At 37.9% G+C, this 26,103-nt stretch carries 24 protein-coding genes and 2 tRNA genes; 7 read left to right on the top strand and 19 right to left on the bottom strand.

Translation table 11 applies throughout. The features are described 5' to 3' along the window. Positions 1-1,405: 1,405 nt before the first annotated feature. The 4 genes from ACLI1A_RS08280 to ACLI1A_RS08265 all read right to left on the bottom strand — a co-directional run bounded on the left by ACLI1A_RS08280 (position 1,406) and on the right by ACLI1A_RS08265 (position 4,375). Complete coding sequence (locus ACLI1A_RS08280; protein ID WP_411408024.1) at positions 1,406-2,068, bottom strand: hypothetical protein; 663 nt, start codon at positions 2,066-2,068, stop codon at positions 1,406-1,408. Then, positions 2,069-2,281 carry a hypothetical protein gene (locus ACLI1A_RS08275; RefSeq protein WP_411408022.1) on the bottom strand — a complete coding sequence of 71 codons (213 nt, stop codon included), beginning with the start codon at positions 2,279-2,281 and terminating at the stop codon, positions 2,069-2,071. It lies immediately after the preceding gene. 93 nt (positions 2,282-2,374) lie between these two features. Continuing rightward, on the bottom strand, positions 2,375-2,698 hold the full coding sequence (locus ACLI1A_RS08270; RefSeq protein ID WP_411408020.1) for a hypothetical protein: 324 nt from the start codon (positions 2,696-2,698) through the stop codon (positions 2,375-2,377). A gap of 3 nt (positions 2,699-2,701) precedes the next feature. Then, positions 2,702-4,375 (bottom strand): hypothetical protein, encoded by a 1,674-nt coding sequence (locus ACLI1A_RS08265; RefSeq protein WP_411408018.1) that lies wholly within the window; start codon positions 4,373-4,375, stop codon positions 2,702-2,704. Positions 4,376-4,545: 170 nt separating this feature from the next. Here ACLI1A_RS08265 and ACLI1A_RS08260 point away from each other — a divergent pair, with 170 nt between their 5' ends. Continuing rightward, positions 4,546-4,962, top strand: a complete 417-nt coding sequence (locus ACLI1A_RS08260; RefSeq protein ID WP_411408016.1) for a helix-turn-helix domain-containing protein — start codon at positions 4,546-4,548, stop codon at positions 4,960-4,962. Between the two features lie 68 nt (positions 4,963-5,030). Here ACLI1A_RS08260 and ACLI1A_RS08255 read toward each other — a convergent pair whose 3' ends face one another. The 10 genes from ACLI1A_RS08255 to ACLI1A_RS08210 all read right to left on the bottom strand — a co-directional run bounded on the left by ACLI1A_RS08255 (position 5,031) and on the right by ACLI1A_RS08210 (position 16,055). Next, positions 5,031-5,309: a hypothetical protein gene (locus ACLI1A_RS08255; protein ID WP_411408014.1), complete on the bottom strand. Its 279-nt coding sequence runs from the start codon at positions 5,307-5,309 to the stop codon at positions 5,031-5,033. A gap of 28 nt (positions 5,310-5,337) precedes the next feature. Continuing rightward, complete coding sequence (locus ACLI1A_RS08250) at positions 5,338-6,393, bottom strand: serine protease (protein ID WP_411408012.1); 1,056 nt, start codon at positions 6,391-6,393, stop codon at positions 5,338-5,340. A 52-nt stretch (positions 6,394-6,445) separates the two neighbouring features. Further along, complete coding sequence (locus ACLI1A_RS08245) at positions 6,446-7,249, bottom strand: restriction endonuclease (RefSeq protein WP_411408010.1); 804 nt, start codon at positions 7,247-7,249, stop codon at positions 6,446-6,448. 47 nt (positions 7,250-7,296) lie between these two features. After that, positions 7,297-8,601, bottom strand: a complete 1,305-nt coding sequence (locus ACLI1A_RS08240; RefSeq protein WP_411408008.1) for a toll/interleukin-1 receptor domain-containing protein — start codon at positions 8,599-8,601, stop codon at positions 7,297-7,299. 332 nt (positions 8,602-8,933) lie between these two features. Continuing rightward, positions 8,934-12,596, bottom strand: a complete 3,663-nt coding sequence (locus tag ACLI1A_RS08235) for a YecA family protein (protein WP_411408006.1) — start codon at positions 12,594-12,596, stop codon at positions 8,934-8,936. A 153-nt stretch (positions 12,597-12,749) separates the two neighbouring features. Next, positions 12,750-13,304, bottom strand: coding sequence for a hypothetical protein (locus tag ACLI1A_RS08230; protein ID WP_411408004.1), 555 nt, complete (start codon positions 13,302-13,304; stop codon positions 12,750-12,752). A 16-nt stretch (positions 13,305-13,320) separates the two neighbouring features. Beyond that, positions 13,321-14,325, bottom strand: a complete 1,005-nt coding sequence (locus tag ACLI1A_RS08225; RefSeq protein WP_411408002.1) for a relaxase/mobilization nuclease domain-containing protein — start codon at positions 14,323-14,325, stop codon at positions 13,321-13,323. Further along, positions 14,322-14,705, bottom strand: a complete 384-nt coding sequence (locus ACLI1A_RS08220) for a plasmid mobilization protein (protein ID WP_411408000.1) — start codon at positions 14,703-14,705, stop codon at positions 14,322-14,324. The genes ACLI1A_RS08225 and ACLI1A_RS08220 overlap by 4 nt, the downstream gene beginning before the upstream one ends. Positions 14,706-14,825: 120 nt before the next feature. Next, a complete protein-coding gene (locus ACLI1A_RS08215; RefSeq protein ID WP_411407998.1) occupies positions 14,826-15,761 on the bottom strand; it encodes a toprim domain-containing protein in 936 nt (311 codons plus the stop codon). Between the two features lie 21 nt (positions 15,762-15,782). Beyond that, complete coding sequence (locus ACLI1A_RS08210) at positions 15,783-16,055, bottom strand: helix-turn-helix domain-containing protein (RefSeq protein ID WP_116789173.1); 273 nt, start codon at positions 16,053-16,055, stop codon at positions 15,783-15,785. 371 nt (positions 16,056-16,426) lie between these two features. Here ACLI1A_RS08210 and ACLI1A_RS08205 point away from each other — a divergent pair, with 371 nt between their 5' ends. From ACLI1A_RS08205 to ACLI1A_RS08190, 4 genes are all read left to right on the top strand, one after another. Further along, positions 16,427-16,801 (top strand): hypothetical protein, encoded by a 375-nt coding sequence (locus ACLI1A_RS08205; RefSeq protein WP_411407996.1) that lies wholly within the window; start codon positions 16,427-16,429, stop codon positions 16,799-16,801. A 79-nt stretch (positions 16,802-16,880) separates the two neighbouring features. Continuing rightward, on the top strand, positions 16,881-17,723 hold the full coding sequence (locus ACLI1A_RS08200; protein WP_411407994.1) for a DUF3347 domain-containing protein: 843 nt from the start codon (positions 16,881-16,883) through the stop codon (positions 17,721-17,723). A gap of 3 nt (positions 17,724-17,726) precedes the next feature. Next, complete coding sequence (locus ACLI1A_RS08195) at positions 17,727-19,967, top strand: multicopper oxidase domain-containing protein (protein WP_411407992.1); 2,241 nt, start codon at positions 17,727-17,729, stop codon at positions 19,965-19,967. Positions 19,968-20,111: 144 nt separating this feature from the next. After that, positions 20,112-20,342: a helix-turn-helix domain-containing protein gene (locus ACLI1A_RS08190; protein WP_411407990.1), complete on the top strand. Its 231-nt coding sequence runs from the start codon at positions 20,112-20,114 to the stop codon at positions 20,340-20,342. A gap of 24 nt (positions 20,343-20,366) precedes the next feature. Here the strand turns inward: ACLI1A_RS08190 and ACLI1A_RS08185 are convergent, their stop codons facing one another. The 5 genes from ACLI1A_RS08185 to ACLI1A_RS08165 all read right to left on the bottom strand — a co-directional run bounded on the left by ACLI1A_RS08185 (position 20,367) and on the right by ACLI1A_RS08165 (position 23,706). Continuing rightward, positions 20,367-21,119, bottom strand: coding sequence for a hypothetical protein (locus ACLI1A_RS08185; protein ID WP_411407988.1), 753 nt, complete (start codon positions 21,117-21,119; stop codon positions 20,367-20,369). 156 nt (positions 21,120-21,275) lie between these two features. Then, positions 21,276-22,511, bottom strand: a complete 1,236-nt coding sequence (locus ACLI1A_RS08180) for a site-specific integrase (RefSeq protein WP_411407986.1) — start codon at positions 22,509-22,511, stop codon at positions 21,276-21,278. 300 nt (positions 22,512-22,811) lie between these two features. After that, positions 22,812-22,886: transfer RNA gene (locus tag ACLI1A_RS08175), tRNA-Pro, on the bottom strand. A 6-nt stretch (positions 22,887-22,892) separates the two neighbouring features. After that, positions 22,893-22,976: transfer RNA gene (locus ACLI1A_RS08170), tRNA-Ser, on the bottom strand. A gap of 157 nt (positions 22,977-23,133) precedes the next feature. Then, positions 23,134-23,706 (bottom strand): hypothetical protein, encoded by a 573-nt coding sequence (locus ACLI1A_RS08165; protein WP_411407984.1) that lies wholly within the window; start codon positions 23,704-23,706, stop codon positions 23,134-23,136. Between the two features lie 139 nt (positions 23,707-23,845). Between ACLI1A_RS08165 and ACLI1A_RS08160 the strand changes: the two genes are divergently transcribed. Then, complete coding sequence (locus ACLI1A_RS08160) at positions 23,846-25,267, top strand: PQQ-dependent sugar dehydrogenase (RefSeq protein ID WP_411407982.1); 1,422 nt, start codon at positions 23,846-23,848, stop codon at positions 25,265-25,267. 232 nt (positions 25,268-25,499) lie between these two features. Beyond that, on the top strand, positions 25,500-26,102 hold the full coding sequence (locus ACLI1A_RS08155) for a hypothetical protein (protein ID WP_411407980.1): 603 nt from the start codon (positions 25,500-25,502) through the stop codon (positions 26,100-26,102). Position 26,103: the final 1 nt, after the last annotated feature.

Here is a 26,103-nt window from a genome sequence, read left to right as displayed (position 1 = left end):
CAACTTCTCTGTTGCGGGTGCAAAAGTACACCCATTTTTTACTTCTACAACCATTTTTTAAATCTTTTTTGAAGATCATTTAACACAAAAAGGTAAGTGGTTGATATAGCATGATTTGAAATAGGAAGTTTTTTGGAACAGCGGGGGAAGTAACAGAAAAACACACAACGCACCGCACATTCTACTCTATTATATATATAATGACACCGAGAAATAAAGGGAATACATGATAATTTTATGTTATTTCCATCCATAATAATGCAATTGAGGGGTTAGCTTGTTGTAAATATGGTAAAAATCCCACTTAATACGGACAGACTCCAAAACAAAAAAACGAATCAACGCAAAAAGTTGGGGAGAAAAGTAAAAAATAATACTTTTTTTTACCGGAAACAGCAGACTTACTAAAGGTATTATTACCCGAATATTTAATTGAACACTTTGATGTTGTTAAATTTGAAGATAAAGATGGTTTGCTTCATCTTTATTTTGAAGAAAAAAACGACACCACCCAAAGAGTTTTCTTCATTATTTCTCCAATCAAAAGGTTTTCACGAAGAAATAACCGCAGATGATTTTCCGCTTCGTGGTAAGTTTGTAAAGCTCCTCATAAGGTGCAGAAGATAGATGAATGTAGAATCCGGAAAGATATTACAAAGAGATTGTAACCTCATTACCCAAGGAAGACGAATGACCCAGGATTTTGTGGCGTTCTCAAAAAAATCAGCCGATACTAAAGCACTTCCCTTAGAAATAATTAGCAATTTATATGCGTTAATGGTAAAAAATTCCGGAGGCAGTACAAACAATCGCTTAGCTAACTTAAAGATTCAGACGAAAAAACCCACATAGAAAATTACATTCTCTATCCCGAAAGTTGCTCTTCATGGTTGCTTTTAGATGAAGTCGCCTTATCTGGGGAAGAACTTTATACCGCACTTACATCAACACAGGCCAAAGGCAAAAAGCAAGAGAAGCTACCCAGGATATGGCAGGTTCTATGAAACTATTGCCAAACGATGCCTCCCTAATGTAGTTAAGGTAACAGACCGTTTCACCTACAGAAACTTGTTATAGAGACTGTACAGAAGCTAAGGACACATACCACTGGGAGGCTATAGACATAGAAAATGAGGCCTTAAAAACGGCAAGAGAAAACAATATAAAAATAGAAAAACCCCTTAAATCATACGATTTAAGGGGTTTTGACTGCCGTTGAAGGCTTTTTAGTCGGGGTGGCAGGACGATGCCTACTCTCCGCAAATATCTTAATATCAATCCCTTGATAATCCCTTTTGCAATCCGCTCACCGTTTTGCTCACATTTAAGCTATTCGGTAACGGGTGCAAATGTAGCTCTTTTTACTATAAAATGAAATAAATAAGTAGAATTATTGAAAGCTAAGTTAAATACCCCTTCCTCTCTTTCTGTTTATTTTAGGCTTAACTTCATCCTGCGATTTTTTAACATCTTTATTCACAATAGATTTCTCTAAGAGTCCTGAAAGCTTTTCTGTAAACCATTCAGGCTTATTTGTGATTTTAAGTTCTTGATTTTTTCTATTATATTGAAGAAATGGTTGTATTACAATATCTTTACGCTTAACATCTATTCCAATAATAGCCGAAAACATATCTAAGTGCTGGGTAAGTAATGGAATTGTATTTTGATACATTTCGAATATGGTCTCCGGCGGTACAAGGTGTAATCCATTTTCATACCTAATTCTCGCCCGATCAAGGCATAATTTTAGATCATTAGTGTGAAATAAGACAACCTCAATATGATTTTCCTTATTGAAATTCTTGAGTCTCTTAACTAAATCGTAATGGCTTTGAAAACCAAGATTTAACTCGACTGCAAAATCTTTACCTGACAAAAGGTGCTCTTTTAGCACCATTTCAAAACGCCAATTTCCAATATCTTTATAGTCTCTAAAACCTTGCTCTTTATATCGGTGTGCTATTAAGTCGGCATCCAATACAGTAGCATCATCGGGAATAAATTCGATACCATTGGTACTTTTACCAACACCGGGAGGGCCTGCTATTATATAAATAGTTGCCAATTATATTTCAGTTATCCTACCGTCAGCATATTCAGCAATCATTTTACCGCCCTTTTCATAAACCAACGGTTGTCCTTTAGCAAAAAGTGTTGCTTTGGTCTTTTCAGCAATATTCTTTCGCCAATCCTTCTTTTCTTCCTCATTCATTTGGAAGAAATCTTTTTGCATAGCACCCTTTTTTATAAAATCTTGCTCCTTAATCATTATGTCCATTGCATTGAGTTTTTTAGATTAGTCTATGATAACAAAGATAATTAATTTGTCTAAGAACGAATCAAACATCTTTGCGTAAAAAAAATGAATAAGTTACTCAAGCTTGGGCTGTTTGAGTTTTTTATGCAGCGCATAACATTCATCCAATATCATAGTCTCTTCCATTGGCATTAACTGGAGTGCAATTTCAAGTACAGACGAAATAGTTAAATTAGATGCAGTATCCTCTTCACCTAACGCAGCAACGCAAACTTTCATTATATCCCTTACTGTTAACATTAAGTCATTGTAGCCCGAAAAATTAAGTTGTACACCGAACCCTTCCCGCCTTGGACGTTCCCAAAACACATTGAATTGGCAGGCATTTTTAATTTTTTCGGCGAAGTCTATCACTTCTTTGATTTTATCATTTTCCATAGCTTATAAAATTAGATGTGATTTATAGAGTGCATCAAGTTTGGCAAAAGCCAGTTGTTTTATTTCCCAAAAGCAATCCTTGCAGCGCAGTTGCAGTTCGTTGCTGTCCTCAATAGCATATTGGTTTACGACCTTGTAGCGTATCATATCCGGATTAGCCGATAGCAGCAGGTACAATGAATTATTATCTTCCTGACGGAAATACAATGAGAAATCCTTACCGGTAATGAATTGAAGCAGCGCAAACAGATGCCCGATATTCACACGGTTTGGCCTGTAACCAAGGAATAGTTCTATGAAGCCAAGGCAGCTGTTTAAAATAGCCTGGTGCAGCAGTGTGTTTTTCAGTAGCGCATCGTCGGGATTAGTTAGTGATTTAGCCGTATTAAAATGGCTTTCTGCCAGTAACGCGCGGTTGCGCCAGTAGTTCACTGAGTACTCTAAATCCCTTTCAAACGGTTGGTCAGTAATATTTAGATTGCTCCCCACCTGAAAACCGTTAACCGTAAGTTTGTTGAAAAACCAACGATCGTTATCCCGCTTTTTGGTCATCGATTGTTTACGGTGCAGCAACACTGTTACCTTGTGTTTTTTACCAAAAGAATCCCTCACTTTGGCTTCAATCATTGGAGCAGGATTATCTTTTGGTTCAAGAGTATAAACCAGCAGGTAAAAGTGATAGCCGGGGTTAAAGTAATTCGACTTCGTTTTTTTAATTTCAGTAGTAAATAGTTTGTAGCCAAAGCAGAACACGGCCCTTGTCTTAATGTACCCGGTAATAATTCCGTTTATTTGATGTAGCGCCTGACCGGCAAAATAATCTTCCGGTAATTTCTGTTCAAGGATGCTAAGCCCAACAGTTACAGGTTGGTGTAAGGTTTTGAGTTTTGCCTTGTAATCCATGTACAGTTGGTTGTAAAGGCTCCGAGCTTCTCCATAAAACTGACGCACCTTTTTGTTAGCTTCTTTCAACGTATCAATATTGACTTCTAATTCTGTTTTGGACAGGATCGCGTTTCGTGAAGCATTCAGGAACACCAGTAAATTTTTACCATCATCGGCATTTGGATTGATAATATCATCAAGGGAGGGCGCAAAATCCATGACCCACTTATATTGCCCAAATAAATCCTGGCCACCTTTAAGCCCTTCACCATGTAATTCAGAGATCATCATGTACATGAACCGCAATCCCTGATGCAGTGCATAGGCAGCTTCAAGGTGGCTTTCGTTCTGCATATAATCGCTATACAAACGCAGGTACGCATCAATAGCATAAATCATTTCGCCGGTACGTTTTCTTAGCCGATAGGTATAGTACTTTGTCCTTAGCTTTACAGGGTGGAATACCTTTGCTTCGGGCTGACAGTATACAAGGTTCTCCGCATTGCAGTGCATTACAAAATAGGGAAAACCTTTTTTATAAGCATGTTCTACCCAATGGCCGCTAAAATACTTAAACACAATATTAAGATGGTCATCCGCTAGTTTGCTGTCATGTAGCGCATCGTCATCTTGGGCGTTATTATCACTCATGATAACAGAGACAAGTGTTTTGTGAGCGAGTGGCGAAACATAGACTGCATCAATGTGTAGAAAACTGACCAAATGGTTTACGGCCTCTGCCAGTTCATCGTGGTTGGGAAAGGCCTGCGGGATTTTAATTTCGTACTTCATAAACTCCGTTTTTGCTGTGAAACATCAGTGAAAAAGCTTATTTTTGCTTATACACAGCAAGTAACTACCTCACGGTAGCGTACCGAACCACAACGGTTTGTATATTACCAGTTACGGTTTGTGTTTTACCAACTGAATATTTCTTACAGAATTTTGAATACCTTTGAGTTATGAGCACAGCAACTAAAAACCACATAGGAAGAAAGATTAGCCGTATCCGTGAACTGCGCGGAATGAAACAGGAGGCTTTAGCAACTGCACTTGGAATAAGTCAACAAGCAGTATCAAATATTGAAAACAGTGAATCAATTGAAGATATTAAACTGGAAGAGATAGCAAAAGCGCTTCAAGTTTCGGCAGAAGCTATTAAAAGTTTTTCTGAAGAGGCCATAATAAACTTCTTCAACAATTTTTATGACAATAGTGCAAATAATGGTCAAAGTGCTTTCGGTCCAATTTTTAATTTTAATCCTCTAGATAAGGTGGTAGAATTATTCGAAGCAAAGGAAAAACTTTATGAAAGGTTGCTTCAAGCTGAAAAGGATAAGGTAGCTTATTTGGAGAAGCTAGTTAAAAATAATCAGTAATTGTAAAATTACTGTTCTTGGAGAGACTGCTTTTTAGTGGTCTCTTTTTTCAAAGTATAAAGCTATCGCTAATCTAAAGCCCTCCTCAATAAACGATCTATCGCATCAACAATCTTTGTTTGGTATAGACTGTAGCCGTATGGATAAATCTCAAAATTATAATTTTCGATAAATTTTGAACTTGAAGAAGTTTGAACGATCTTAACAGGTTCGTTATTTATATATCCAGTCCAAGCTATAGGGTAACTAATATGGTACGGGTTTAAGGGTTTGTCTGCATTTAAAAATATAGATACATGTCCCGACATTTCATTGTTGTCTTTAAAACTTTGATTTATATCCCACATGGTAGCTGTTTTATTAGTTAATACGGATCTAAACAATTTCAAATGAGCCATTTGAAATTGTTTTAAAGTTAAGAATTTTATGGTTTGATCCTGATACATTAACCGATTCTATAATTTCTTGTATTAAGTTACTTGTCAGCCCAGTCCCAAATCTTAATTCATCTTGTAATTCATTATTTTTTATATCTCTTGCCGATTCTATTACTATGCCTACAACATTACCGTAAGTGTTTATAATAGGGCTTCCGCTACTGCCTCCTTTAATATTAGCATTCACATATATCTGTTCATATTTATGAAAGTATGTGTTAGCTTTTGCAGTAATTTCTCCTGTTGAAGAAACTAATACGGCATCGCTCGTTCCTGGAATCGGAGGATATCCCATAACTAGAATATTGTCAAGAATATAAGGATGCTCCAATCTGAAAAACTTATCACTCACTAGCTTCCTATCCGAAAATTCTAATATTGCAACATCAATATTATCATCTTGATGTACATAAATGTTTTCAGGTGATTCGTATTCTAATCCGTGACCGAGAAATATCTTAATTCTGATTTCTGATTTTTTTGGTAAACAGTGTTTAGCAGTAATAAAATACTGTTTTTTGTGTTTATACAGAATTGCAAATCCTGTGCCTATATTTATATCGCAACTTTCTTTTTCTTTCACTTCAATTAGTCTTACCGCATCTCTAAAATGATCTACTACTTCGGGAAAACCATAAATAAAAAAATCATAGCAGTTGTGGTGAGCTTTTTCGGCATTGTAACTATTACCTTTATATTGCTGTTCAATTCCATATCTTTCTCCAACAGGAGATAGTAAACCTTCGAGAACCAATTTATTGGCAATCATAAGGGCTGTGTTATGATACAAGTTGATATACTTTTTGTCGTAAAGATAATTTCTAGGAATTGTTGCGAGATAGTCTGATAATGATAAGGGAACAAAGGGTACTGATTCCCCGGGTTTAATGTTCTTTCCTTTTAAGGCTCGATTCGCAGGTTCGAGATTGAAAAATTTTAGAAGTTCAGTCGGAGATAAATGCGGTAAAATATATTTAATTTCTTCCGAATACATTTTGTTTTGATATATGTATATTAATACTTATTAAAAAACTCTAATTCAACCTTTACTTAATAAATTTGATCTCACCTGACGAAACATTTCTTAAAATCGCTTTTGTTGCCTCTAAGCTATCTCTCTCATAAGTAAATTTATTTACAATTGAGTTGTAATTCATATGTACCGCTTTAATTTTTACATAGCCGAAATTTTCACTTTTGACAAAACCATTAGCAAATTGATGCACATAATCATTATCATTTAATTTATTTTCGTCAAAAGGCAATTGGTTTTGTAGGTCAAGGAAATTCATGAGCTTGTTACCCTCACTATCGTAAATCCACACATCGTAATTCATTCCGGAAATTACAATCTCAATAGCGTTTAATTGATTTTCAGGAATATTTGATTTACACCATTGATAATCTAATTGTACGAACCATTTTTTTACATTTGTGCTAATAGCTCGTGCATTTGTAGTCAATACCCTTAATCTGCCCGCCCAATCTTCAGGTTTAGGTTCTCTAAGTTCTATTAAATTAATACCATAATAGTCTGCAAATTTTTTTGCTCCACTTTGAAAACCTATTTTGGTGACTATAATCCCATTTATATTTCCAATGTCAGACAACGTGCCATAAAATGACGAAATTATACCTTTAGAAATTCTCTTGTTATAGTTTTTACACTCAATTGCTACTTTATGCATTATCCCAGCAAATTTATATTCCCAGTATATGTCGATTTGATGAGTTGTTGACTTACCCTTGATTTTTACATTACGCTTGACTTCAACAGTAAGACCTTCGTCGTTTAGTAACCCCTGATATATCTCCTGAGTTAATCTTTCATAATCTTGCCAGTTGTTCATTTTAGCTAAAAGAGTGTAAGGTTAAATAGAAAAGCTTTACTGGCTTCTTAAGTAGTTTGCAGCCCATCTATAATTTTATTTAATTTTAGATCAAAGTCTGCTTCCGAATAGTCTTCGCTAACAAAAGTTGTAAAGTCCAAAGCATTAACTCTTTTAATCTCTTCAATATTTTCCCAATATTCATTAGCTAATTCAATTGGCCTTATCTGAGATTTTTTTACATTAAAAAGATAATTGTCTATTGTTATCGGAAAGAAAACATTATCCCAAGAGGCTTCTTGTTTCTTTCTCGCAGTTGTTAGCTCAAATTGACAGGCTTTACTTTTTATTGAATTTTCCGAGGCAATAAATAATAGCTTATCGTGGGCACCGATACCTGATGTCATAATTTCATCCAAAGGCTTTCCTCCAGACGCATCTTTTTCCCACATGAAAGTTCTTATTCCTTTGTTATTTAAACCATTATTGATTTTCTTTGCAAATTCAGAATCTTTAAAACTGTACGAAATGAAAACCGTAAAAAAGTTTTTTTGAGTTGTCATGCTTGATATAATCTCTTTTAAATTTGTTTTATTTTTGATATTGAAATAGTAGGATAATATTTTTGATTCGACGTCTTTACTCTGCAAAATAGTTTGAAAATCCATTGAAGAATAGCTCTGATATTTCAATTCTTTTGTTATTATAAAACTTTCACTTTCAAGAACACAGTCCATAAAACTTGTTTTATAAAGAATCGAATCAACAAATCGTCCATTTCTAAAATTCATCCTATGAAAGTTGGTACCTTCTACAATACAATCGTAAAATAAGATATCTATGAAATCATCATCTCGATTAACCTCTTCATCATTTTCGTAGTGCTGCATTGATTGAAACAGAGAAGATTCAATAGTACAGTTATAAAATCTGACGTTTTCTGATGGAATAAGGCCAATTAGGCTACAATTATTTAGATCACAATCCTTAAAAGTCAGATTAAATATAGCACCTTCATCGAGTTCAACGTTTCTAAATTGGCATTTGTAAAAATGTACTGTATTCCAATCTAATTCAAGATGAGAGAGTCTAGAATTTCTAAAACTACACTCCTCAAACTCACAATCCTGAAAGATGCAAAAGAATCCCCATATCCCCTCAAACTCACATTTTTTAAATTTAACTTTCTTAAATTCTATGCTTTGAAAATCGCCTCTGAATTTGAAATTCTTAAAAGTTTTTCTAACAACTTTAGATTCGAATTCAAATGGTCCATCTTTTTTAGGGCCAACACTGTTGGGCGAATTTTTCACAAGATATTCCATCAGTGCAGAACTACCTTCTATCGTGATATTGGATTTTTTATATGTCATATAAGATAAACAGTTAGGGAAACGCTTGTTATTTTGAAGATGATAATCACAAATACGAATATAAAGAATATCTAAATGCTTAAACTTGGTTTAGAAACAAAACCTCCCAGCGTAACGTCAGGATTTGTTTTGTATTTCGACAAGAGCATACTGTGGCATGCACTTTTAAAAACTAACTTTCCTCAGGACACTTCTATTTAGAGAAGATTATTTCTCACCACTAGAACGGCAAAAAAGGCAGCTAAGTTAGCGTGCACCGCAGGCTGCGCAAAAATTATCCCTGCTGTTTGTCTCCGTGCTAGAATTGCTTTGACAGGTTTGTGTTTATGTAATCAACCAAATATTTTTGATCTCTTTACTTCTGTGAAAGAATAAATAGGTATTGGCACATTTTGGATAAACTTTATCGGTAATTGGTATGAAGAAATTACAATCGCCTGGACATGATAGCCAACCACATCTTTGCATATTTTTATAGATAGGGTTTCAAGATTATTACTGATGAAACTTCCTCTATTTATATGCTTAGGCAGTTGTTTCTCAATATAATTTTTTGCATCATTTTGAAAGTCATACATGATTTTCGCTTGTTTGGTGTTTTTACATTCTATCAAGTAAACAATTTTATTATTTTCATCTACTGCAAGAACGTCAATATCTCCATAGTCTTTTTCAGCATTCGGGAAAACACTTTTTCTAACCTTAATTTCCTGTTCATGAACATATATAGGCTGTTGTTTTAACCACTGCAGTACGGTATTTCTATATTCTTTGCCTTTTATAGTATTACGCTCTTTTATTAATTTACTTAATTCAGGGTACCGTTTTTCGTCTATCTTCAGCAACCCGTTAAAGAATATGTGCATTAAGTTTTCAGAAGCCATTGCTAGATGCCTCGCACTCCAAATAAAATTATATGAACCATCTCCCATTTTGATTCTTAGTAGCGGTCTGCGTACGTAGGAAAACTCTCTGTTGTATCTCCATGTGTTTATATCAGAAGCGAAATAACCTAAAGGAGGAGTGTCAAAACATCCCCTTGTTTCTAATGACATAAACTTTATAAAGGCTTCTATTTCTTCATTTTTTAAAATTGAATTAGTACCAATCATCGGTACAAGATCATCTTCTTTGCAATCATAATAAGATGCTTTATTTTCAAAACAACGAACTGACAAAAATCTTAAAATTGCTATTATCCTACTAAAAGCAATACCCAACTCATCTTTAAAGACGATATCAATTTTGTCATGATATTGGTCTAAAGGAATATTGTCATCCTTTTTTCTTACTTTAAAAAGGCTATCGAAACTTTCATTATTTTCTTGTACTTCATCCTTTATAACAGATTCTCTATAGTTATGTATCACAGAATCATAGAAGTCGTGATTCAACCCTATTCTTCCAGACGGAAGCAATCCTATTTCAGGATTATCTAATTTAAGTTGAATAGAATCGATTACATTTCCATAAAAATTTATTTCTGATAGTAAGGCTATTAAAAAATCTACATCATTGTCGTTAACAACGTCATCTCCAAAATACGGCTCTGCCACTATGCATTCTATTAAGCTTCTTGTAGCGTGTGATGCTTTAATTATATCAGTATTAGCTTTCTTATATTCTTCTACAATATCTTGATAATGTGAAAAACATTCTAATTTGGCAGTGAGGCTTAGGTCTAAGTAACCTGACTTATATATTATCGCTTCATGTCTCAAAATGACATGCTTCAAAAGCTCAAAAGAATTAAAACATTTTAACCTTAATCGAAGCTGATTTCTTAAGGAAGCAATCAAGTCATATAACAGTGATAATTTATCATCTACACTGTTGATTGCACTTGGTATAGACTTCTGATAATTGAGCCATTTCACATTGTTCTCAAGTATTATGGCCGAATCTGCATCCGATAAAAATCTTACCGTAGGAATGTACAATGAATATCTCTTTATGCTATCGTCCATATGAGAAGTCAATATCATTTTTTTCCTGCTTAAAGGCATAAAAGCGTCAAGAAGATTCTGTATGTCATGCTCTCCAAATATCTTAATACCTTGTGTTTCTCCAAACTTTTTGAAATTATAGAGTATGCTATCTACTAACAAGCGCTCTCCATAATTATCTTTTCTGTGCAAGACATTGAAAATTTCGAGGGGGATTATAATTTCAATTTTCCGGTTGCTAATATTTATATTACTTTCAATATTAAGGTCATTATCGTTTAGCGTTTCCTGTTCTCCGGTCTTTAAGAACTGCCGAAGTTCTTCGGAGAAAAGTAGAGTAATTTCAATAGGATATCTACCCAGTTTATTTACAAATGGCATCAGGTGTTCTCTGAGTTCATAAAGCCAATATACCATTGCTTCAATGAAGCTGTTACTTAACGCATCTCTTGTCGAATCGGAAGTCAACCAAATAGGTAAAGAGTAATATTCTAACGCAACCCTTAATTTTCCATATAGAATCTCTTCAGAGGTGTAAATGGGGGCATATTGTTGAGTCTTAGTTACGGGTAAGTAACCGGGATTGCCAGTCTCATTAATGTAAAATATGAAGTGTTTATCGTTTTTTTGTGTAGCCTCGATTGCAATATTACCTTGAGTGGCAAAATCAAAACTTATAAAATTAGGCATTTGTTCATCTGTTCGGTAAAACGATTCTCTATTACTCATGTAATACCTATAGTATGTAAGTGTAGAGTAGAATGGCATCATTTCAACATTTCTATCCTCATGTACGATACTCTCAGCTCGTGCGTACTTCCATAGCGAAAGCTTGTCAAAGTCCCAATTTGTAAATAGTCTATCTATGTCAAAAAAGTTCAAAGCTAATTGATAAGTCGCTTCATGGATATCTTCAAAACTAAATGCCTGAACTTCATCCAGTTCATAAGAAGCGAAAATAAATAATGATAAAAATTGTACTGGGTACTCAAATTTTGTCTTTAATAAAGCAATAATCTCATTTGCTCGTGACTCAATAGAATCATCTTTATCAACAGGTAAAAAACAAACGTATGCAAACTTATTGCTGTCAAATTGCCAGATGGACTCATATTGATTTAATTCAATATTAACCTTAAGTTTTGACCAGTATGCCCCTAAGTAATGATTTAGCTCGTAAATCAATCTCCTATTATAGCAGAGGTCTAAAATATCATGTTCTTCTCTGGACTCTGCTACTTTTCGAATGAATAAATTTAAACAGTACATTTGAGCAGAAGGCATCGCTAAATAATACTTATCACCTACTTTCAAAAATGGCTTTTCAATTAATATGGTTTCTTCATCTTTATTGCTTACAACTGCTGCCTGGTTAGTAGAAAAATAACTTATTACATCATGTTCTATTTGAAACTTAGCATATATCTTTTCAATATCATGTTGAGTAAATTCAAAAAGGTTACTATATCTAACGACAAAATCTTTTTCAGGGAAATATATTTGGCCTCTATAATCATCTTCAGACATATTTCTTTGTAATGCAATGGTTTTTGCAATTTTATCATGTACATATAGTAAGAACACTGTACCTTCTCTGATTATATCTTTTGTTTCGTTTGCTAAAGAATCATCAATGTGGAAAATACTATTCAGTAGGAGTTGATTAATATTAGTACTGTCTTTGGCAATCCCTGGAAAGACAATATTATTCCCATTGAAAAACATTAGGTTCTCAGTTGCACATGATTCTAATGGGTCTTCACGGTAATCATAATTGTATTCTTTATGGATTATTTTTCTTAACTGGTCGTATTTTGAGACCTCTTTATCATTGATGTTTTGGCATATTTTATCCTGAATAGATTCAAGACGAACTAATTTTGCCTGATTGATAGGCAAGATTTGAAGTAGTGAAAGGACTTTTAATGCTTCCAATGAGCTGAAAGATGATAAATAACCTGAAAACGTCAAGTTGTCTGAGGAGAGACAGCATTTTTTATACTTTTTCCCGCTTCCACATTGACATAAGTCGTTTCGTCCTGTTTTCATTTGTAGTATTTTAGCTCTAATTTAGGAAATAATTCTATACCTAATAAAAAGGGGAAATTACGATAGGAAAAATCGCGAATACAGTGTATTCGTAAATGCGTACTTTCAATGAACAACGAAATGATTGAATTGCGAACGCAATGCATTCGCAATTCATTTATCTTGTTCTTTCGCAGAGAAATTATACGCTTTATCCATCATCGTTTTTGTGGCCTTTCCATTATGTTTATACATATAGTCCCAGGCCTGTTTAATTTTGTCGCTCTCCAACTGCTGCATTTCGACTTCTTTCATACCCTGTGTATAGTTTAATCCCCAACTGTAGGCAAACTTTATAGCAAATATGGCAATTGCCAACAAAAACCAACGTCCAAAAACTATTTTATAGAAAAGCTTAGCATCCTGTTCCGGGAAAAGCAATATCTGAAGTTTTCGGGTAATGCTCTTAGGCTCCCTGCCAATCATGTATTTAATATCCAAAAATCCTTTTTCCAATGCACTTTTTACCGGAGCAATATCTATACTTACCGGAACTTCGTTTTTCGACGCTTCCTGCTCATTGAAACCATCAAGTTTTTTTCCAAGATTATCTATAGCGATAATCAGTTCGCCGATGTTTTGATTCGTCGTCTTTTGTTCGACAGTAAACTCTTCAAGCACTAATTGCAGTGTATCCCTGTCAAGCTTATTTTTTCCATTCGTTTCCATAGTCATTGATCATTAGTTAGTGTTTCATTCCCGGTCTTCTTTTCTTTTTAGGCTGTCGGATTAGTTCAGGATCTCTATAGTCTGAAGTATATTCAGGGTTCATTAGCTGGCCTATAAGCCCCGTGATTTGTTTTTCAACCGCTTCAAAAGATATTTCGCGGTTAAATTGCTGACTTTTAGCTGATTTAAAGTTATTGACACTTGTAGCGCTATCATTGAAACGTTCATTCTTTTGGCTTATCCGTTTTGCTTCAAGCTGTTGTTGCAGGCTCAATATATTTTCAATCTTAGCCAGTGAAAAACCAACTTCACTTCCTTTAATCTTTACCTTTTTATCATCCACAAAAGAGATACCCCGTCCTTTTAAAACCTTATACCCTAAACCTTCCATGTGCTTTTCAAAGGCTGGGTAGCTACTGGTTTGCTTTAAGGTCTGCTGTATATCCGCTTTCAGCTTTTCCTTCCGGCTATCGTGCCTAGGTAATTGCCTGTCCTTCGGAGATAGGAATTTCCTTGGGCTAAGTACTTCCTGCAAGCCGTATTGCTTTTCAAGCTTCCGGCAAATTTCTGCCATCCGCTTATAACTGTTACTGTCCGTAGCTACTTTGCCATCAAATCCTACCCGGTTGGCAGCAATATGGATATGCTGCTCTTTGGTATCCTTGTGTAACACGCAGATGTATTGATGATCGGCTACGCCAAAGGCTTCGGCACAAGTCCTGCCCATGTCGGTTAGTTGCGCTTTGGTCAATTGTTCTCCCGGTGCCAACCGCAGGGATAAATGCAGCATTGTTTTTTCAATACGTTTGCTTAGGTTGCTTACATCTTTAAACTGCTCTGTAAGCTCATATTTGTTGCCAAAGCATTTGTTGTATTCCAATACCTCGGCACGCTCGCTGTGCTGTAAATGGTCTCGTGCTGCAAGCTCTAATTTCTTTTCTTCAGACAATTCTTTTTTATCTTCCAGTACATAACTGAGCAGGTGGTATATGGATGCCCCTATGGACACATGCCCAATCATACCAGGTAGTTTTTTATTTGCAGGGCAAGGTCTTTCACTTGGCTGGACTGTACTTTGAGTTCTGCCCGTTCAATTGGGCTAAGCTCGTCATTGCTGTTGCGCTTTTTGGCAATCTGATTCAGGTTCGCAGCCATGTGGTTTAAGGTTGCTATGAAGCTTAAAACTTCTTTTGGCAGGGCTTTATTCCTGAAATTTATTTTTGAAGTCAGGCCAAGTTCGCGCAGGTATTCTGATATGGTAAGTTTTGCATTTCTTGCTTTGGCTTCAATAGCCTTACGCTCAAAGAGTGTACACTTGATTGCCATTACCTGATTCCTTTTAATCTCTTTGGGAGGCCTGCCGCCTTTATTCCTATTGTTGTCATTTACTCCTTCCATCATCTTTCACCATTACAATTTTTTGAATGCGGTAGCATGAAAAAAATCCCTCAACGAATGCGATAGCATGAGTTGAGCCAGCGTTTTGGTTTTACCAAAACATAGCTGGCTACCACTCAGACGTCATGTAGACCTTCCATGCTTTTTAACGGGTTTAAGTGTTTCAGACTGCTTAAGCCAGTCGTTCAAATCCTTATGATTTTTGTACAGAATACTTTGGTCAGTAAACTTTTCAGGGTTTCTTTCCAAAGCTTCTTTTGTGAGTTTCATGCCCGCCTCATCCCGGTCAAGGTAGAGGTTCACATATTCATGCTTCTCCATAAGTTCCCAGGATTTTTGGAAAAAGGCAAGGGAGTTTAAGACTAAAACATTTGGTGGTGGCTCAGCTGCTTTTTGCGCCATCGTTTTATATGACAGGAAGTCGAAAAAGCCTTCAAAGACATTTAGGGATTTAGACCCAACATCGATGAAGTTTATAGACTTTGGCGAACTGCTGCCTTTGAAATATTCGCTCCGCAGTTCATAACCTCCGCTATCATTTTTAAAACCAATAGCAGTCTGCTTTTTACCGTACAGGAGAAAGTCAACTTCACGGCAATATTGCCTGGCAACCTCCAATGGGATATTTCTCTTTTCCAAATAACCAATCAACTGGTTATCCAAAATAACCCTGCTATCCGTAACCAATATTTTGGCCTCATCCTCCTTCTTTTTTTCACCGGCAGAAATGCTATTTGAAATGTTCGTTAACTTCGGTTTTTCCTGCTGGTGAAAAAGAAAGGTTTCAGTATTACCATCCGATAGCTTTTGGAGTAGCTCGCTTGTGGTACACCGGAAGTATTCCTTTCCAAAATCTATCAGATCGCCACCTTTACCCATCCCGTGGTCGAACCAAACATTACGCTCACGGTTGACTTTAAAAGAAGCGGTCTGCTCATTTCGCAATGGGGACTTGTACCAATAATCTGAGTTTCGGATTTTTGATGGTTCATATCCGAGCAAAGCAAGGAAATCCACAAGGTCGATTTGTTTTGCTGTGGCACAGGTTAGCTTTTCCATAGCTTACAAAATTAACGTTGCTTATTCGCCTGTGCCGTCCATTAGCTTCAGTATGTCCTCGTAGCGGTAATACAGCAAACCACCAATCTTGCTAAACGGTAATGTGCCATTGATACGTAAATTTTGCAGTGTTCCTGCTGAAATGCCTAACAACTTTCTTACTTCAAAGCTTTTAAGCCAATTGCGTTGTTCCTCGCCACGCTTGCGTGGGAATGCCTGAAATTTGCGGATTTCTTCCAATAAATCTTTCTTGAATCGTTCAAGGTCGTCCCTTGTAATTAGCTCTACATTCATCTTCCTTCATTTTTACATTAAACAAAACCTCTTGCAAGCCGTAAACCAATTGATAAGCTTACAGCCATTTTGATTACAAAGTAAAGGAGGGAATACTATAAAAAGATGACCATTGTGGGCATTTGGTCAGTTTAAATCAGATATGGTATGCATTTATTATAAGTATAGTTATAGCTGGAGCAATAGTGTAAAGTCCTTTTGGTTTAAATCTAAAAAAATATAATGTTCTTATCATAAAAGTACTATCAAAAAATATATAGCTGTCAGAAAGCCGAAAATTATGTAATTAATCTCCAAAATTCTATAATGTCAAAATACATAAATATCGTAACTTTACATCATTAGTTCAGTTTTTCATTTAACTAAACCATATGAATAGGTATTATTTCATGCTCCTGATGATATTGGGCTTTGTTTTTAGCTCTGGTTCATCATTTGCCTGCGGTAGACACCATGATGCAGTTAGTAAATTTACAAAAACCGTTGCAGCAAAAGAAGATAGAAAACAATCCTGCTGTAAAAACACCACCCATTCTCATAATTGCCACAAACACAAACATGGTAAATGCGGCGGCAAATGCTGCCAGTGTATAACAAGCGGAGTATTTAAGTTTTTACCCCTTACGGTTTCAGAACGCAATACATTTTTCTTCATACCTTCTTATAAAAGACACGTATTTCAGTACGCTGAACTTTTTGTAAATGCAGATGCAAAAGGCTTACGCCTGCCTCCCAAAATAAGCTAAACCCATAATTGTACAGCCATAGGTGTGTTCTTTAAGAAATACACCTACTAAATTATTTGTTTACTTAAAAATTAAAATCATGAACCTATTCTATAAAATAGTGGTGCCGGTGTTTGCTGTGGCATCACTTCAAGCCAGTGCCCAAATAAACAACGCTAAAACCGAAACCCTGACCGTACAAGGCAATTGCGGCATGTGTAAAGCAACCATAGAAAAAGCCGCCAGTGAAAAGAAAGTATCTGAAGCTACCTGGGATAAAGACAGCCACAAGCTTACCTTGACCTATGACAGCACTAAAACAACTGCTGATGTCCTGCTGAAAAAAGTGGCCTATGCGGGTTATGATAACGAAAAATACCTTGCACCCTCTGAAGCCTACAACAAATTGCCCGGCTGCTGCCAATATGAGCGCGCTGCTGAGGCAGCCCTTAAAGCCGATGTTCATACGGGTCATGATATGGCTGTTAAAGAAGAAGATGCAGGCCAACAAAACCATTTACTAAAAGAAGTATATGCTGCTTACTTTAAACTAAAAGATGCCCTTGTAAAATCAGATGGCACGGCAGCAGCTACAGCATCGGCTGAACTTACAAAAGCCCTGAAAGCAGTGCCTATGGACAAAATGGAACACAATGCCCACATGGTGTGGATGAAAAACCTGCCTGCCTTGCAGGAAGACGCGGAGCATATTGCCGATACTAAAGATATAAAACACCAGCGCGACCATTTTGTAACGCTGTCAGATGCTTTATACACAGTAGCCAAGGCTTTCGAATCGGGCCAAACATTCTACTACCAGCATTGCCCCATGTATAATAATGGTAAGGGAGCAAACTGGCTTAGCCTGGATAAAGAGGTTAAAAATCCGTACTACGGCAGTAAAATGCTAAGCTGCGGCAGTACTACCGAAACCCTTAAATAGCCTATGCAAAAATTAGCGAGTACATGCCTGTTATTGCTTTCGCTGGCAATGCAGGCACAGAACATAAAGGAGTACGACTTATATGTAACCGACACCGTAATAAACTATACCGGCAAAAGCATCAACGCTATTGCTATTAATGGTAAAATACCCGGGCCTGAGCTGCACTTTACAGAGGGTGATACAGCGGTTATACGGGTGCACAACATGATGCACCACCACGATACGTCAATACACTGGCACGGCCTGCTCTTACCTAACGAGCAGGACGGTGTACCCTACCTTACCACAGCTTCTATAAAGCCTATGAGCGTGCATACGTATAAATTCCCCTTAAGGCAGAGCGGTACCTATTGGTACCATTCGCATACTATGCTACAGGAACAGTCGGGCATGTACGGAGCATTTATCATCCATAAAAAGGATGAACCTAAAATGCCTGAATATACCATGCTCTTAAGTGATTGGACCGACCTGAACCCACACCAGGTAGAGCGTATGCTGCATAAGGAGAACGACTGGTTCAGTATTAAGAAAGGCGCTACGCAAAACTATGGCCAGGCCATAAAAGAAGGGAAGTTTGGCACAAAATTTACCAACGAGTGGAAACGCATGCGGGCTATGGATGTGAGCGATGTGTACTATGAACGCTTTTTTGCCAATGGAAGAACCGATGTTGAAGCCCCTGAATTTAAGCCTGGAGACAAGGTGCGTGTCCGTATTATTAATGGTAGTTCCTCCACCTATTTCTGGTTGAATTATGCTGGGGGCAAGATGGATGTGGTAGCTTCAGATGGATCGGAAGTGGTGCCGGTTCCTGTTGACCGGTTTATTGTGGGTACCTCTGAAACCTATGATGTAATTGTAACTATTCCGCCTAAGGGTGTGGCTTATGAGCTGACTGCTACATCTGAAGACCGTATAGGGCACACATCATTATGGCTGGGCAGTGGTGTTAAGCAGCTGGCCAACCCGCTGCAACGGCTAAATTATTTTGAAGGCATGCAAATGATGAACGACATGATGACCGTTGGCGGCAACATGAAAGACATGGGCATGAAAATGAGCCTGCAACAGATGGATATGAATGCCGTAATGTACCCTGAAATTGCCAACAATAAGATGGCAGGTATGGATATGCAGGGCAAGGACAACAAAAAAATGGATAAAAAACCAATGGATGGCATGGAAGACATGAAAGGCCACGACCATAATGCTATGCAGGGCAATAGCGATATGGTTACGCTCAACTACAACATGCTTAAATCGCCTGTAAAGACCACCTTGCCCAATAAACCTTTCCGAGAACTACACTTTACCCTTACCGGCAATATGAACCGCTATGTATGGACGGTAGACAACAAAACTATTTCGGAGACTGATAAGATACTGATTAAGGCCGGGGAAAACATACGCATCATTATAACTAATAATTCTATGATGCGCCACCCCATGCACCTGCACGGGCATTTCTTTAGGGTAATAAACCAGCATGGGGAATATTCTCCACTTAAGAATGTTTTGGATATTATGCCTATGGAAACCGATACCATTGAGTTTAATGCATCCGAAGAATACGGCGACTGGTTTTTCCATTGCCATATATTATACCATATGATGAGCGGCATGGGCAGGATATTTACCTATGAAAATTCACCGCCCAACCCGCAATTACCTGATGCCAAGTCAGCGCTTAAAATGGTGTATGCCGATGATAAAAGATATTATTTCTCGGCAGATGTAGGGCTTGAGAGTAACGGTAGTGATGGAGAGTTACGATTAGAGAACACCCGCAACTTTTTAGATGCCGAGTGGAGGTTGGGCTACAATGACGATTCAGGTTACGAAACCGAAGCGCACATAGGCCGTTACCTTGATAACAAGCAGTTTCTGGCTGTATATACCGGCTGGGATTTTAGGTACCATAATACATTAGACAGAGACCGCAACCTGTTTGGCCAGCAAAGTACGCAGGCACAAAGGGCTGTGGCGTGCTTAGGCGTGATTTATGTACTGCCGTGGTTTGTAGAGAGTGATTTGAGGGTTGACCATAAAGGCAATGTCCGGCTGCAATTTACACGGCAGGATATTCCGGTAACCTCACGCCTGCGGTTATGGGGCAGCTGGAATACCGATTACGAATATAGCGTAGGAAGCCGTTACATACTCACAAGATATTGGTCGCTATCTGCCCACTATGACAGCGATATGGGATTAGGCGGGGGACTCGCATTTACCTACTAATTGAAGGCTGTTATTTACTATAAAAGGCAAGAGAAGCGGGTTCAATTCTCTTGCCTTTTAATTTTAATTATTCCAAATATGAATTAAGGCCAATATGCCCGTTTGCCGTTATTAAATTTTATTTTTGGTTTATATAGTAAAAATATGATTCAATTTAAAGACAAAAGGCTTGTCAGGTTTGGAGAGCGGGTACGCGAAGTCCGTGAAAAAAAAGGCTTTAGCATTAATGATGTGATCGCCCGAGGACAACTAAGCCGTAGTGATTTGAACGCAATAGAGTCTGGCAGCAAAAACTTTGGTTTTACAACATTACTTGAGTTATGCAAGTCATTGGAAGTACCGGCTTCTGAGTTGTTAAATACTGATTTGGGATAATCTAATGCAAATCAGTCTTTGCTATTAAAGATTTATAATTTTATAAAATTTGTTTTTACTCTGGATATCCCGATATTTTATTCCTGGATTATTTTTATCAGCCGGGAAATAACTTCTTAAAGTCTGCACGCTTATTTCGTCTTCCCCGTGTTGAAAATATTTACATATCAACTTCACCCATACCATTTCGGTAGAAGGCCGTAACAGGCGCACACCATCTTTATCAGGAAGCCTGAGTTCACCAAGTTGCTGTATAATATCAACAAGTGTGTAGAGATAACCCTTTGTAATGCGGATTTTTTGGTCGGTTTCAAATACCTTTATGTCTTTGAGAAGCTGTTCCTTTTGAGCAAGTTGTGTTTTGAGTTCGTTAATTTCTGTATTGTATCGAGTTATGGTAATGTCTACCGGGTCAAGATATCCATAGGTATTTATGGTTATGAGATAATCACGGAATATACGCAACATTTTAAGGTTAGCCCGGTTACGCCCGTGATTTCGTGAAAACGGCGATTCTTTCCGTAATGCTTCAATATGGTCAGCCACGATTTCACGTACATGGGCGTAAAACTCTGCTTCGGTACATTTACCGCTACTTACTGCGTATTGTAAATGATAGCTATAAAACGCTTCCTGTTCTTCATTGCCTATTTGATACAACCTTGCTAAAAAATGGTTGTCATCATATAAGGTCCAAAAGCCTACAGGACTGCCAATATCGTATCGGTGTTGCCTTATTGAAAATGGACGGCGTATTTTGAAATAGGTATCTTTCATAGCAGAATTTTTAGAAATTTACACTAATGCAAAGAGGCAGCCATAAAAGACTGCCTCTAACAAAGATACGAAATTATTTTCCTGTGAATTGGGCAGACGGTGTCTGACCTTTTGAAAAGCGCAGACACTGTCTGCGCTTTTCAATTATGTGGTTTCTTATCCCAAAGCGACATTCAGCCGCTCCTGTAGCCTTCCCATATCTTCGCTCAATTTACTTTCAACTACCTTGGCATAAATTTGGGTAGTCCTGATACTGGTATGCCCAAGCATCTTGGATACACTTTCAATCGGTACACCATTACTAAGCGTAACAGTGGTAGCAAATGTGTGGCGGGCAATATGAAATGTCAGCGTTTTGGTTATGCCACATACATCTGCAATCTCTTTCAGATAACCATTCATGCGTTGGTTAGAGATAACAGGGAATAAAGTGCTGCTGTATTGTGCCCGTGGGTCATCTTTGTATTTATCGACTAATACTTTCGCCTGTGGTAACAGCGGTACACGCACACTCGTGTCCGTTTTAACCCTGCTCGTTGACAACCAAAGCCCACCATCAATACCCTTGATGATATTTTCTTTGGTGAGTTGTGTCATGTCGATGTAGGCAAGGCCAGTGTAGCAGCTAAACAAAAACATATCCCTAACGTGTTCCAAACGGTCAATTTTAAATTCCTTGTTAGCAAGGCTTGTAAGTTCTTCTGCATTCAGGCATTGGCGTTCCACTTTATCAAAGTGCTTTTTAAAACTTGCAAAAGGGTCTTTCGGTAGCCAGTCTAATGTTATGGCGAGGTTTACCATCTTGCGCAGCCTTTCAATATGCTTCATAATACCATTGTTGTTAAGGGGCTTTTGGTGGTCTTGGGGTATGTAGGTAGCAAGATAGCTCTCAAAGTCCATTACAAAGCGGTAATTTAGTTCTGCAAGGACAATATCATTCCGCTTGTACTTATCCTTCAGGAACTTTTCAATATACCTTTGTGTAGTATGGTAATTCTTCATTGTGCCGGGCGCAAGTTTATGAGCTGCCTCCTGGTTATGGTATGCTATGAGTTTACAAAGTGTCATCGTTTCTTCGTCACCGCCAACAAACAAAGACTTTACCGCATCTACTGTTACGGTCTTGCGTTGTTGCACCAAATCGTTATAGCCATCGGCTATGATGGTGCGCACACGCTCAATATGGCTATTAAGTTTTATAATCTCTTCACGCTTGCCTTTTGCACGCCCCTTTACATCATCCCAGTCTTTAGGCTGTACTTTTTGTTTAAGGGAGATTTCAGACCTTCTTCCATTTACCGTTATGCGGGCATATACGGTCGCTTTTTCATTCTTTTGCTGTTTAGGCATCCTGATAACAAACTGGATACCAAATGTGTTTTTGCTTTTCATACCAAATACATTTTGGGTTAAACTGATACATTTTGCCCGAACCTGCTCAAAAGTGCTCACAGAAAGCGGATAAAAAGGGTATCAAACCGTAACAAAAAGCATTAAAATAATCGATTTAACACATTGTATTACAATTATTTACCTGCTAATAGGTGAGTAAATTTAAAACTTCAAATTCGCTCACGCAATTGCTCACATTCAGATTGATATTCTTTGGTATTTACTGGTATGGAATAAAAACAAAAAACCCGCAAATACTGATGATTTGCGGGTTTTTGACTGCCGTTGAAGGCTTTTTAGTCGGGGTGGCAGGATTCGAACCTGCGACCTCCTGGTCCCAAACCAGGCGCGATGACCGGGCTACGCTACACCCCGAAGAAGCGGAGAGACAGGGATTCGAACCCTGGCAACGCTTGCGCGTTGACAGATTAGCAATCTGCTCCGTTACCACTCCGGCACCTCTCCTCTTTATTTAGCAATCACTGGTGTTGTACCGTTTTTGCGAGTGCAAATGTAGGTTATTTTTCTAATCATTTGCAAGTATTTTTAAAGGTTTTTTTACTTTTTTTTCATTTAAATCAGAAACTATTTAACAATCAACATTATGCGTACAGATTTTTTTTTACTCCTCTATGCACTTCAGGTTGTCTATAAAGTAAGTTTCGGGCTTATATGTTTTTTTCATGGTTTCGCTTACCAGCTCTCGTTTCATAGGGTAATCTACCGTTTCGCCCACATATTTTACCCTAATGAATGATATAGGCGATTCCTTAAGATCTTCAAGCGACCCTTTTGTGAACAAAAATGTACCATTTAAGGTGCGAATGTTATTCTTCTCTATTTCATCGTAGATAAGAGTGCTACATTGTTCCTGCGCAGCATTAATAAGCGTTACTATTTTATTATTTGCCAGTTGCAGGTAAATGCGCGAAGCTCCATCAAGACAGTACGACTTAGGAAAATCCTTTGACTTGGCTAATAGCTGGAAGTTTACCAGTGGCACTCCCTGGCTGTTACTCAGTGAAAAGAAAACAAACTGAGATGAACCCCCAAACACCTTTTCGTACATAAGGTGATCCATTGTTGTTTTCAACTCCTGGTCTTTAGTGGTATCGTTTATAGAATAAACACAGTCTTTCTGCGCAAAAAGGCTGCCCGAAACAACCAAAAGGGCTATAATAAATGTCTTTTTCAATGTGATAAAGGTTATTAAAGGTTAATTAGCGGTGCCAAATATATAAATTACGCCAAAGAAAAGATAAAATTGATACTGTGTTATTTCCTTTATGCTAAAAATTAATAGATTTGATACAGGACACAATCACATAACTTTTATGAAACCTCACCTACTCCTACTTCCTGCCGCCGCCGCGGTTTTTATTGCTCTCGGTTTTTCCTCAGGGTCAAAAGAAACCGTTAGCACTTATAAAAACACACTGAAAACTCCGGAAGAAAACTACGCTAATTACTGCAGTGGCTGTCATGGTGAAAAAATGGATGCGTTTACAGACAGGCAATGGAAACACGGAAGCGAAGTAAAAGACCTGATGGTAAGTATAAAAAGGGGATGGAAAGACGAAGGGATGCCCGCTTTTAATAAAACTTTTACCGATAAGGAGATAGAAGAACTGGCAAAATATATTAAGAAAGGCATACAGAATGTAGCAACATTCAACTTTGACAGTGAACCTGTTACCGGGATATTTAAAAGTGAAAGCATAACTGTAAAGCTTGACACTATAGCAACAGGAATAGACGTAGCTTGGGGAATGGCATTTTTGCCCGATGGCAGCCTGCTGGCTACCGAACGCGGCGGAAAAATGTACAAAATACTAAACAAAAAGAAACAGGAAATTACCGGTGTACCCGAAGTACTGGCTGAAGGACAGGGCGGGCTTTTTGACATTGTATTAAGTCCCGATTTTAAAACCGATAATCTTATATACTTTTCCTATTCCAAACCGAAAAAAGAGAACGGCAAAACACTGGCTACCACAGCTGTAATGTGCGCTAAACTGGATGGCAATAAACTTATCGACCAAAAAATAATATTCGAGGCGCTGCCCTATGCCCCTACCCGCCACCACTATGGGAGCCGCCTGGTTTTTGACGACAAAGGCTACCTGTTTATAAGCGTAGGCGAGCGCGGCAACGAGCAACAAAACCCGCAGTCACTGGACAATAATCAACTCGGAAAGATACATCGTATACATGCTGACGGAACCATACCTGCCGATAACCCGTTTAAGGATAAGGAGGGAAAACCTACCAGCATCTACTGCTATGGTAACCGAAACCCGCAAAGCCTTGCCATAAACCCATGGAGCAATGTGCTTTGGGAAACCGAGCACGGGCCACGCGGTGGCGATGAAATTAACATCATTCAGCCCGGCAACAACTACGGTTGGCCCGTTACCAGCTATGGCATTAACTACAACGGCACCACAATAACCGACAAGGCTGCTGCTCCGGGTATAACCGACCCTATCTTATATTGGATTCCCAGCATAGCACCAAGCGGTATGGCTTTTATAACAGGCGATGTATACAAACCATGGAAAGGTGCCCTAGTAGTAGGCTCACTACGTTTTAAATACCTTAATTTATGTTATTTAAACGGTGATAAAATAGTAAAAGAAGAAAAGCTACTGAAGAACATTGGCCGTCTACGCGATGTGCGCCAGGGACCGGATGGCTTTATTTATGTAGCCGTAGAAAAACCTGCTTCGGCAATTTACAGACTGATTCCAATGTAACAATTTTCTAATGTAACGATTTACTAATGTAGCAATTAACCGATTGTTTAATATATCAATTGCTACATTGCTACATTGCTACATTGCTACATTGCTACATTGCTACATTGCTACATTGCTACATTGCTACATTGCTACATTGCTACATTGCTACATTTTTAAAAAATATTCTTGTTTTTGCATTGCCATACAAAAATTATTATTTTACTTTGCAATTCAAAGTACTTTAAAAATGGAAAATTATTTAAAGGATATACAGGACATAAAAAAGATGATGGACCGTTCTACGCAGTTCATCTCCCTGAGTGGTCTTTCGGGTATTATGGCGGGTGTATATGCACTTGTGGGCGCTTATGCCGCCAAAAGGATTGTGGGCAACAACTACCGCTACATAACCCTTGAAAGCTATGAATTTAAGCTATGCCTGGCCATTATGGCTGCTGTTCTGCTGCTGTCGGTAGGTACAGCCCTCATCATGTCGGCATCTAAGGCTAAAAAACAGGGCACCACCCTTTTTAACAGCACAGCAATACGCCTTTTAGTAAATTTTGCAATACCACTTGGAACAGGCGGCGTATTTGCCTTACTTTTGGTACAGTCGCACCATTATGGGCTTATAGCTCCGGTAACGTTGATTTTCTACGGGTTAGCCTGTGTAAACGCCAGCAAGTACACCCTGCGCGACGTACGCTACCTGGGCATTACCGTAATAATCATTGGCCTTATAGCCACCTATGCCATAGGCTACGGGCTTGAATTTTGGGCGCTGGGCTTTGGCGTATGCCACATACTGTACGGCAGCATCATGTATTTTAAATACGACCGTAAACAATAGT

The organism is Flavobacterium sp. RHBU_3, assembly GCF_046613565.1.
Classification (GTDB): Bacteria; Bacteroidota; Bacteroidia; order Flavobacteriales; family Flavobacteriaceae; genus Flavobacterium.
This window is presented reverse-complemented; position numbering and strand designations above follow the sequence as displayed.

What these genes read in the sequence shown, in the direction of transcription:
- ACLI1A_RS08265 (WP_411408018.1), bottom strand. Translation starts at nt 4,375, where the DNA reads ATGAAGTACGAAATTAAAATCCCGCAGGCCTTTCCCAACCACGATGAA.
- ACLI1A_RS08215 (WP_411407998.1), bottom strand. Translation starts at nt 15,761, where the DNA reads ATGGAAAAGCTAACCTGTGCCACAGCAAAACAAATCGACCTTGTGGAT.
- ACLI1A_RS08250 (WP_411408012.1), bottom strand. Translation starts at nt 6,393, where the DNA reads ATGTATTCGGAAGAAATTAAATATATTTTACCGCATTTATCTCCGACT.
- ACLI1A_RS08190 (WP_411407990.1), top strand. Translation starts at nt 20,112, where the DNA reads ATGATTCAATTTAAAGACAAAAGGCTTGTCAGGTTTGGAGAGCGGGTA.
- ACLI1A_RS08245 (WP_411408010.1), bottom strand. Translation starts at nt 7,249, where the DNA reads ATGAACAACTGGCAAGATTATGAAAGATTAACTCAGGAGATATATCAG.
- ACLI1A_RS08255 (WP_411408014.1), bottom strand. Translation starts at nt 5,309, where the DNA reads ATGTGGGATATAAATCAAAGTTTTAAAGACAACAATGAAATGTCGGGA.
- ACLI1A_RS08155 (WP_411407980.1), top strand. Translation starts at nt 25,500, where the DNA reads ATGGAAAATTATTTAAAGGATATACAGGACATAAAAAAGATGATGGAC.
- ACLI1A_RS08205 (WP_411407996.1), top strand. Translation starts at nt 16,427, where the DNA reads ATGAATAGGTATTATTTCATGCTCCTGATGATATTGGGCTTTGTTTTT.
- ACLI1A_RS08200 (WP_411407994.1), top strand. Translation starts at nt 16,881, where the DNA reads ATGAACCTATTCTATAAAATAGTGGTGCCGGTGTTTGCTGTGGCATCA.
- ACLI1A_RS08230 (WP_411408004.1), bottom strand. Translation starts at nt 13,304, where the DNA reads ATGGAAACGAATGGAAAAAATAAGCTTGACAGGGATACACTGCAATTA.
- ACLI1A_RS08210 (WP_116789173.1), bottom strand. Translation starts at nt 16,055, where the DNA reads ATGAATGTAGAGCTAATTACAAGGGACGACCTTGAACGATTCAAGAAA.
- ACLI1A_RS08270 (WP_411408020.1), bottom strand. Translation starts at nt 2,698, where the DNA reads ATGGAAAATGATAAAATCAAAGAAGTGATAGACTTCGCCGAAAAAATT.
- ACLI1A_RS08225 (WP_411408002.1), bottom strand. Translation starts at nt 14,325, where the DNA reads ATGATTGGGCATGTGTCCATAGGGGCATCCATATACCACCTGCTCAGT.
- ACLI1A_RS08235 (WP_411408006.1), bottom strand. Translation starts at nt 12,596, where the DNA reads ATGAAAACAGGACGAAACGACTTATGTCAATGTGGAAGCGGGAAAAAG.
- ACLI1A_RS08275 (WP_411408022.1), bottom strand. Translation starts at nt 2,281, where the DNA reads ATGGACATAATGATTAAGGAGCAAGATTTTATAAAAAAGGGTGCTATG.
- ACLI1A_RS08180 (WP_411407986.1), bottom strand. Translation starts at nt 22,511, where the DNA reads ATGAAAAGCAAAAACACATTTGGTATCCAGTTTGTTATCAGGATGCCT.
- ACLI1A_RS08195 (WP_411407992.1), top strand. Translation starts at nt 17,727, where the DNA reads ATGCAAAAATTAGCGAGTACATGCCTGTTATTGCTTTCGCTGGCAATG.
- ACLI1A_RS08220 (WP_411408000.1), bottom strand. Translation starts at nt 14,705, where the DNA reads ATGATGGAAGGAGTAAATGACAACAATAGGAATAAAGGCGGCAGGCCT.
- ACLI1A_RS08260 (WP_411408016.1), top strand. Translation starts at nt 4,546, where the DNA reads ATGAGCACAGCAACTAAAAACCACATAGGAAGAAAGATTAGCCGTATC.
- ACLI1A_RS08160 (WP_411407982.1), top strand. Translation starts at nt 23,846, where the DNA reads ATGAAACCTCACCTACTCCTACTTCCTGCCGCCGCCGCGGTTTTTATT.
- ACLI1A_RS08240 (WP_411408008.1), bottom strand. Translation starts at nt 8,601, where the DNA reads ATGACATATAAAAAATCCAATATCACGATAGAAGGTAGTTCTGCACTG.
- ACLI1A_RS08185 (WP_411407988.1), bottom strand. Translation starts at nt 21,119, where the DNA reads ATGAAAGATACCTATTTCAAAATACGCCGTCCATTTTCAATAAGGCAA.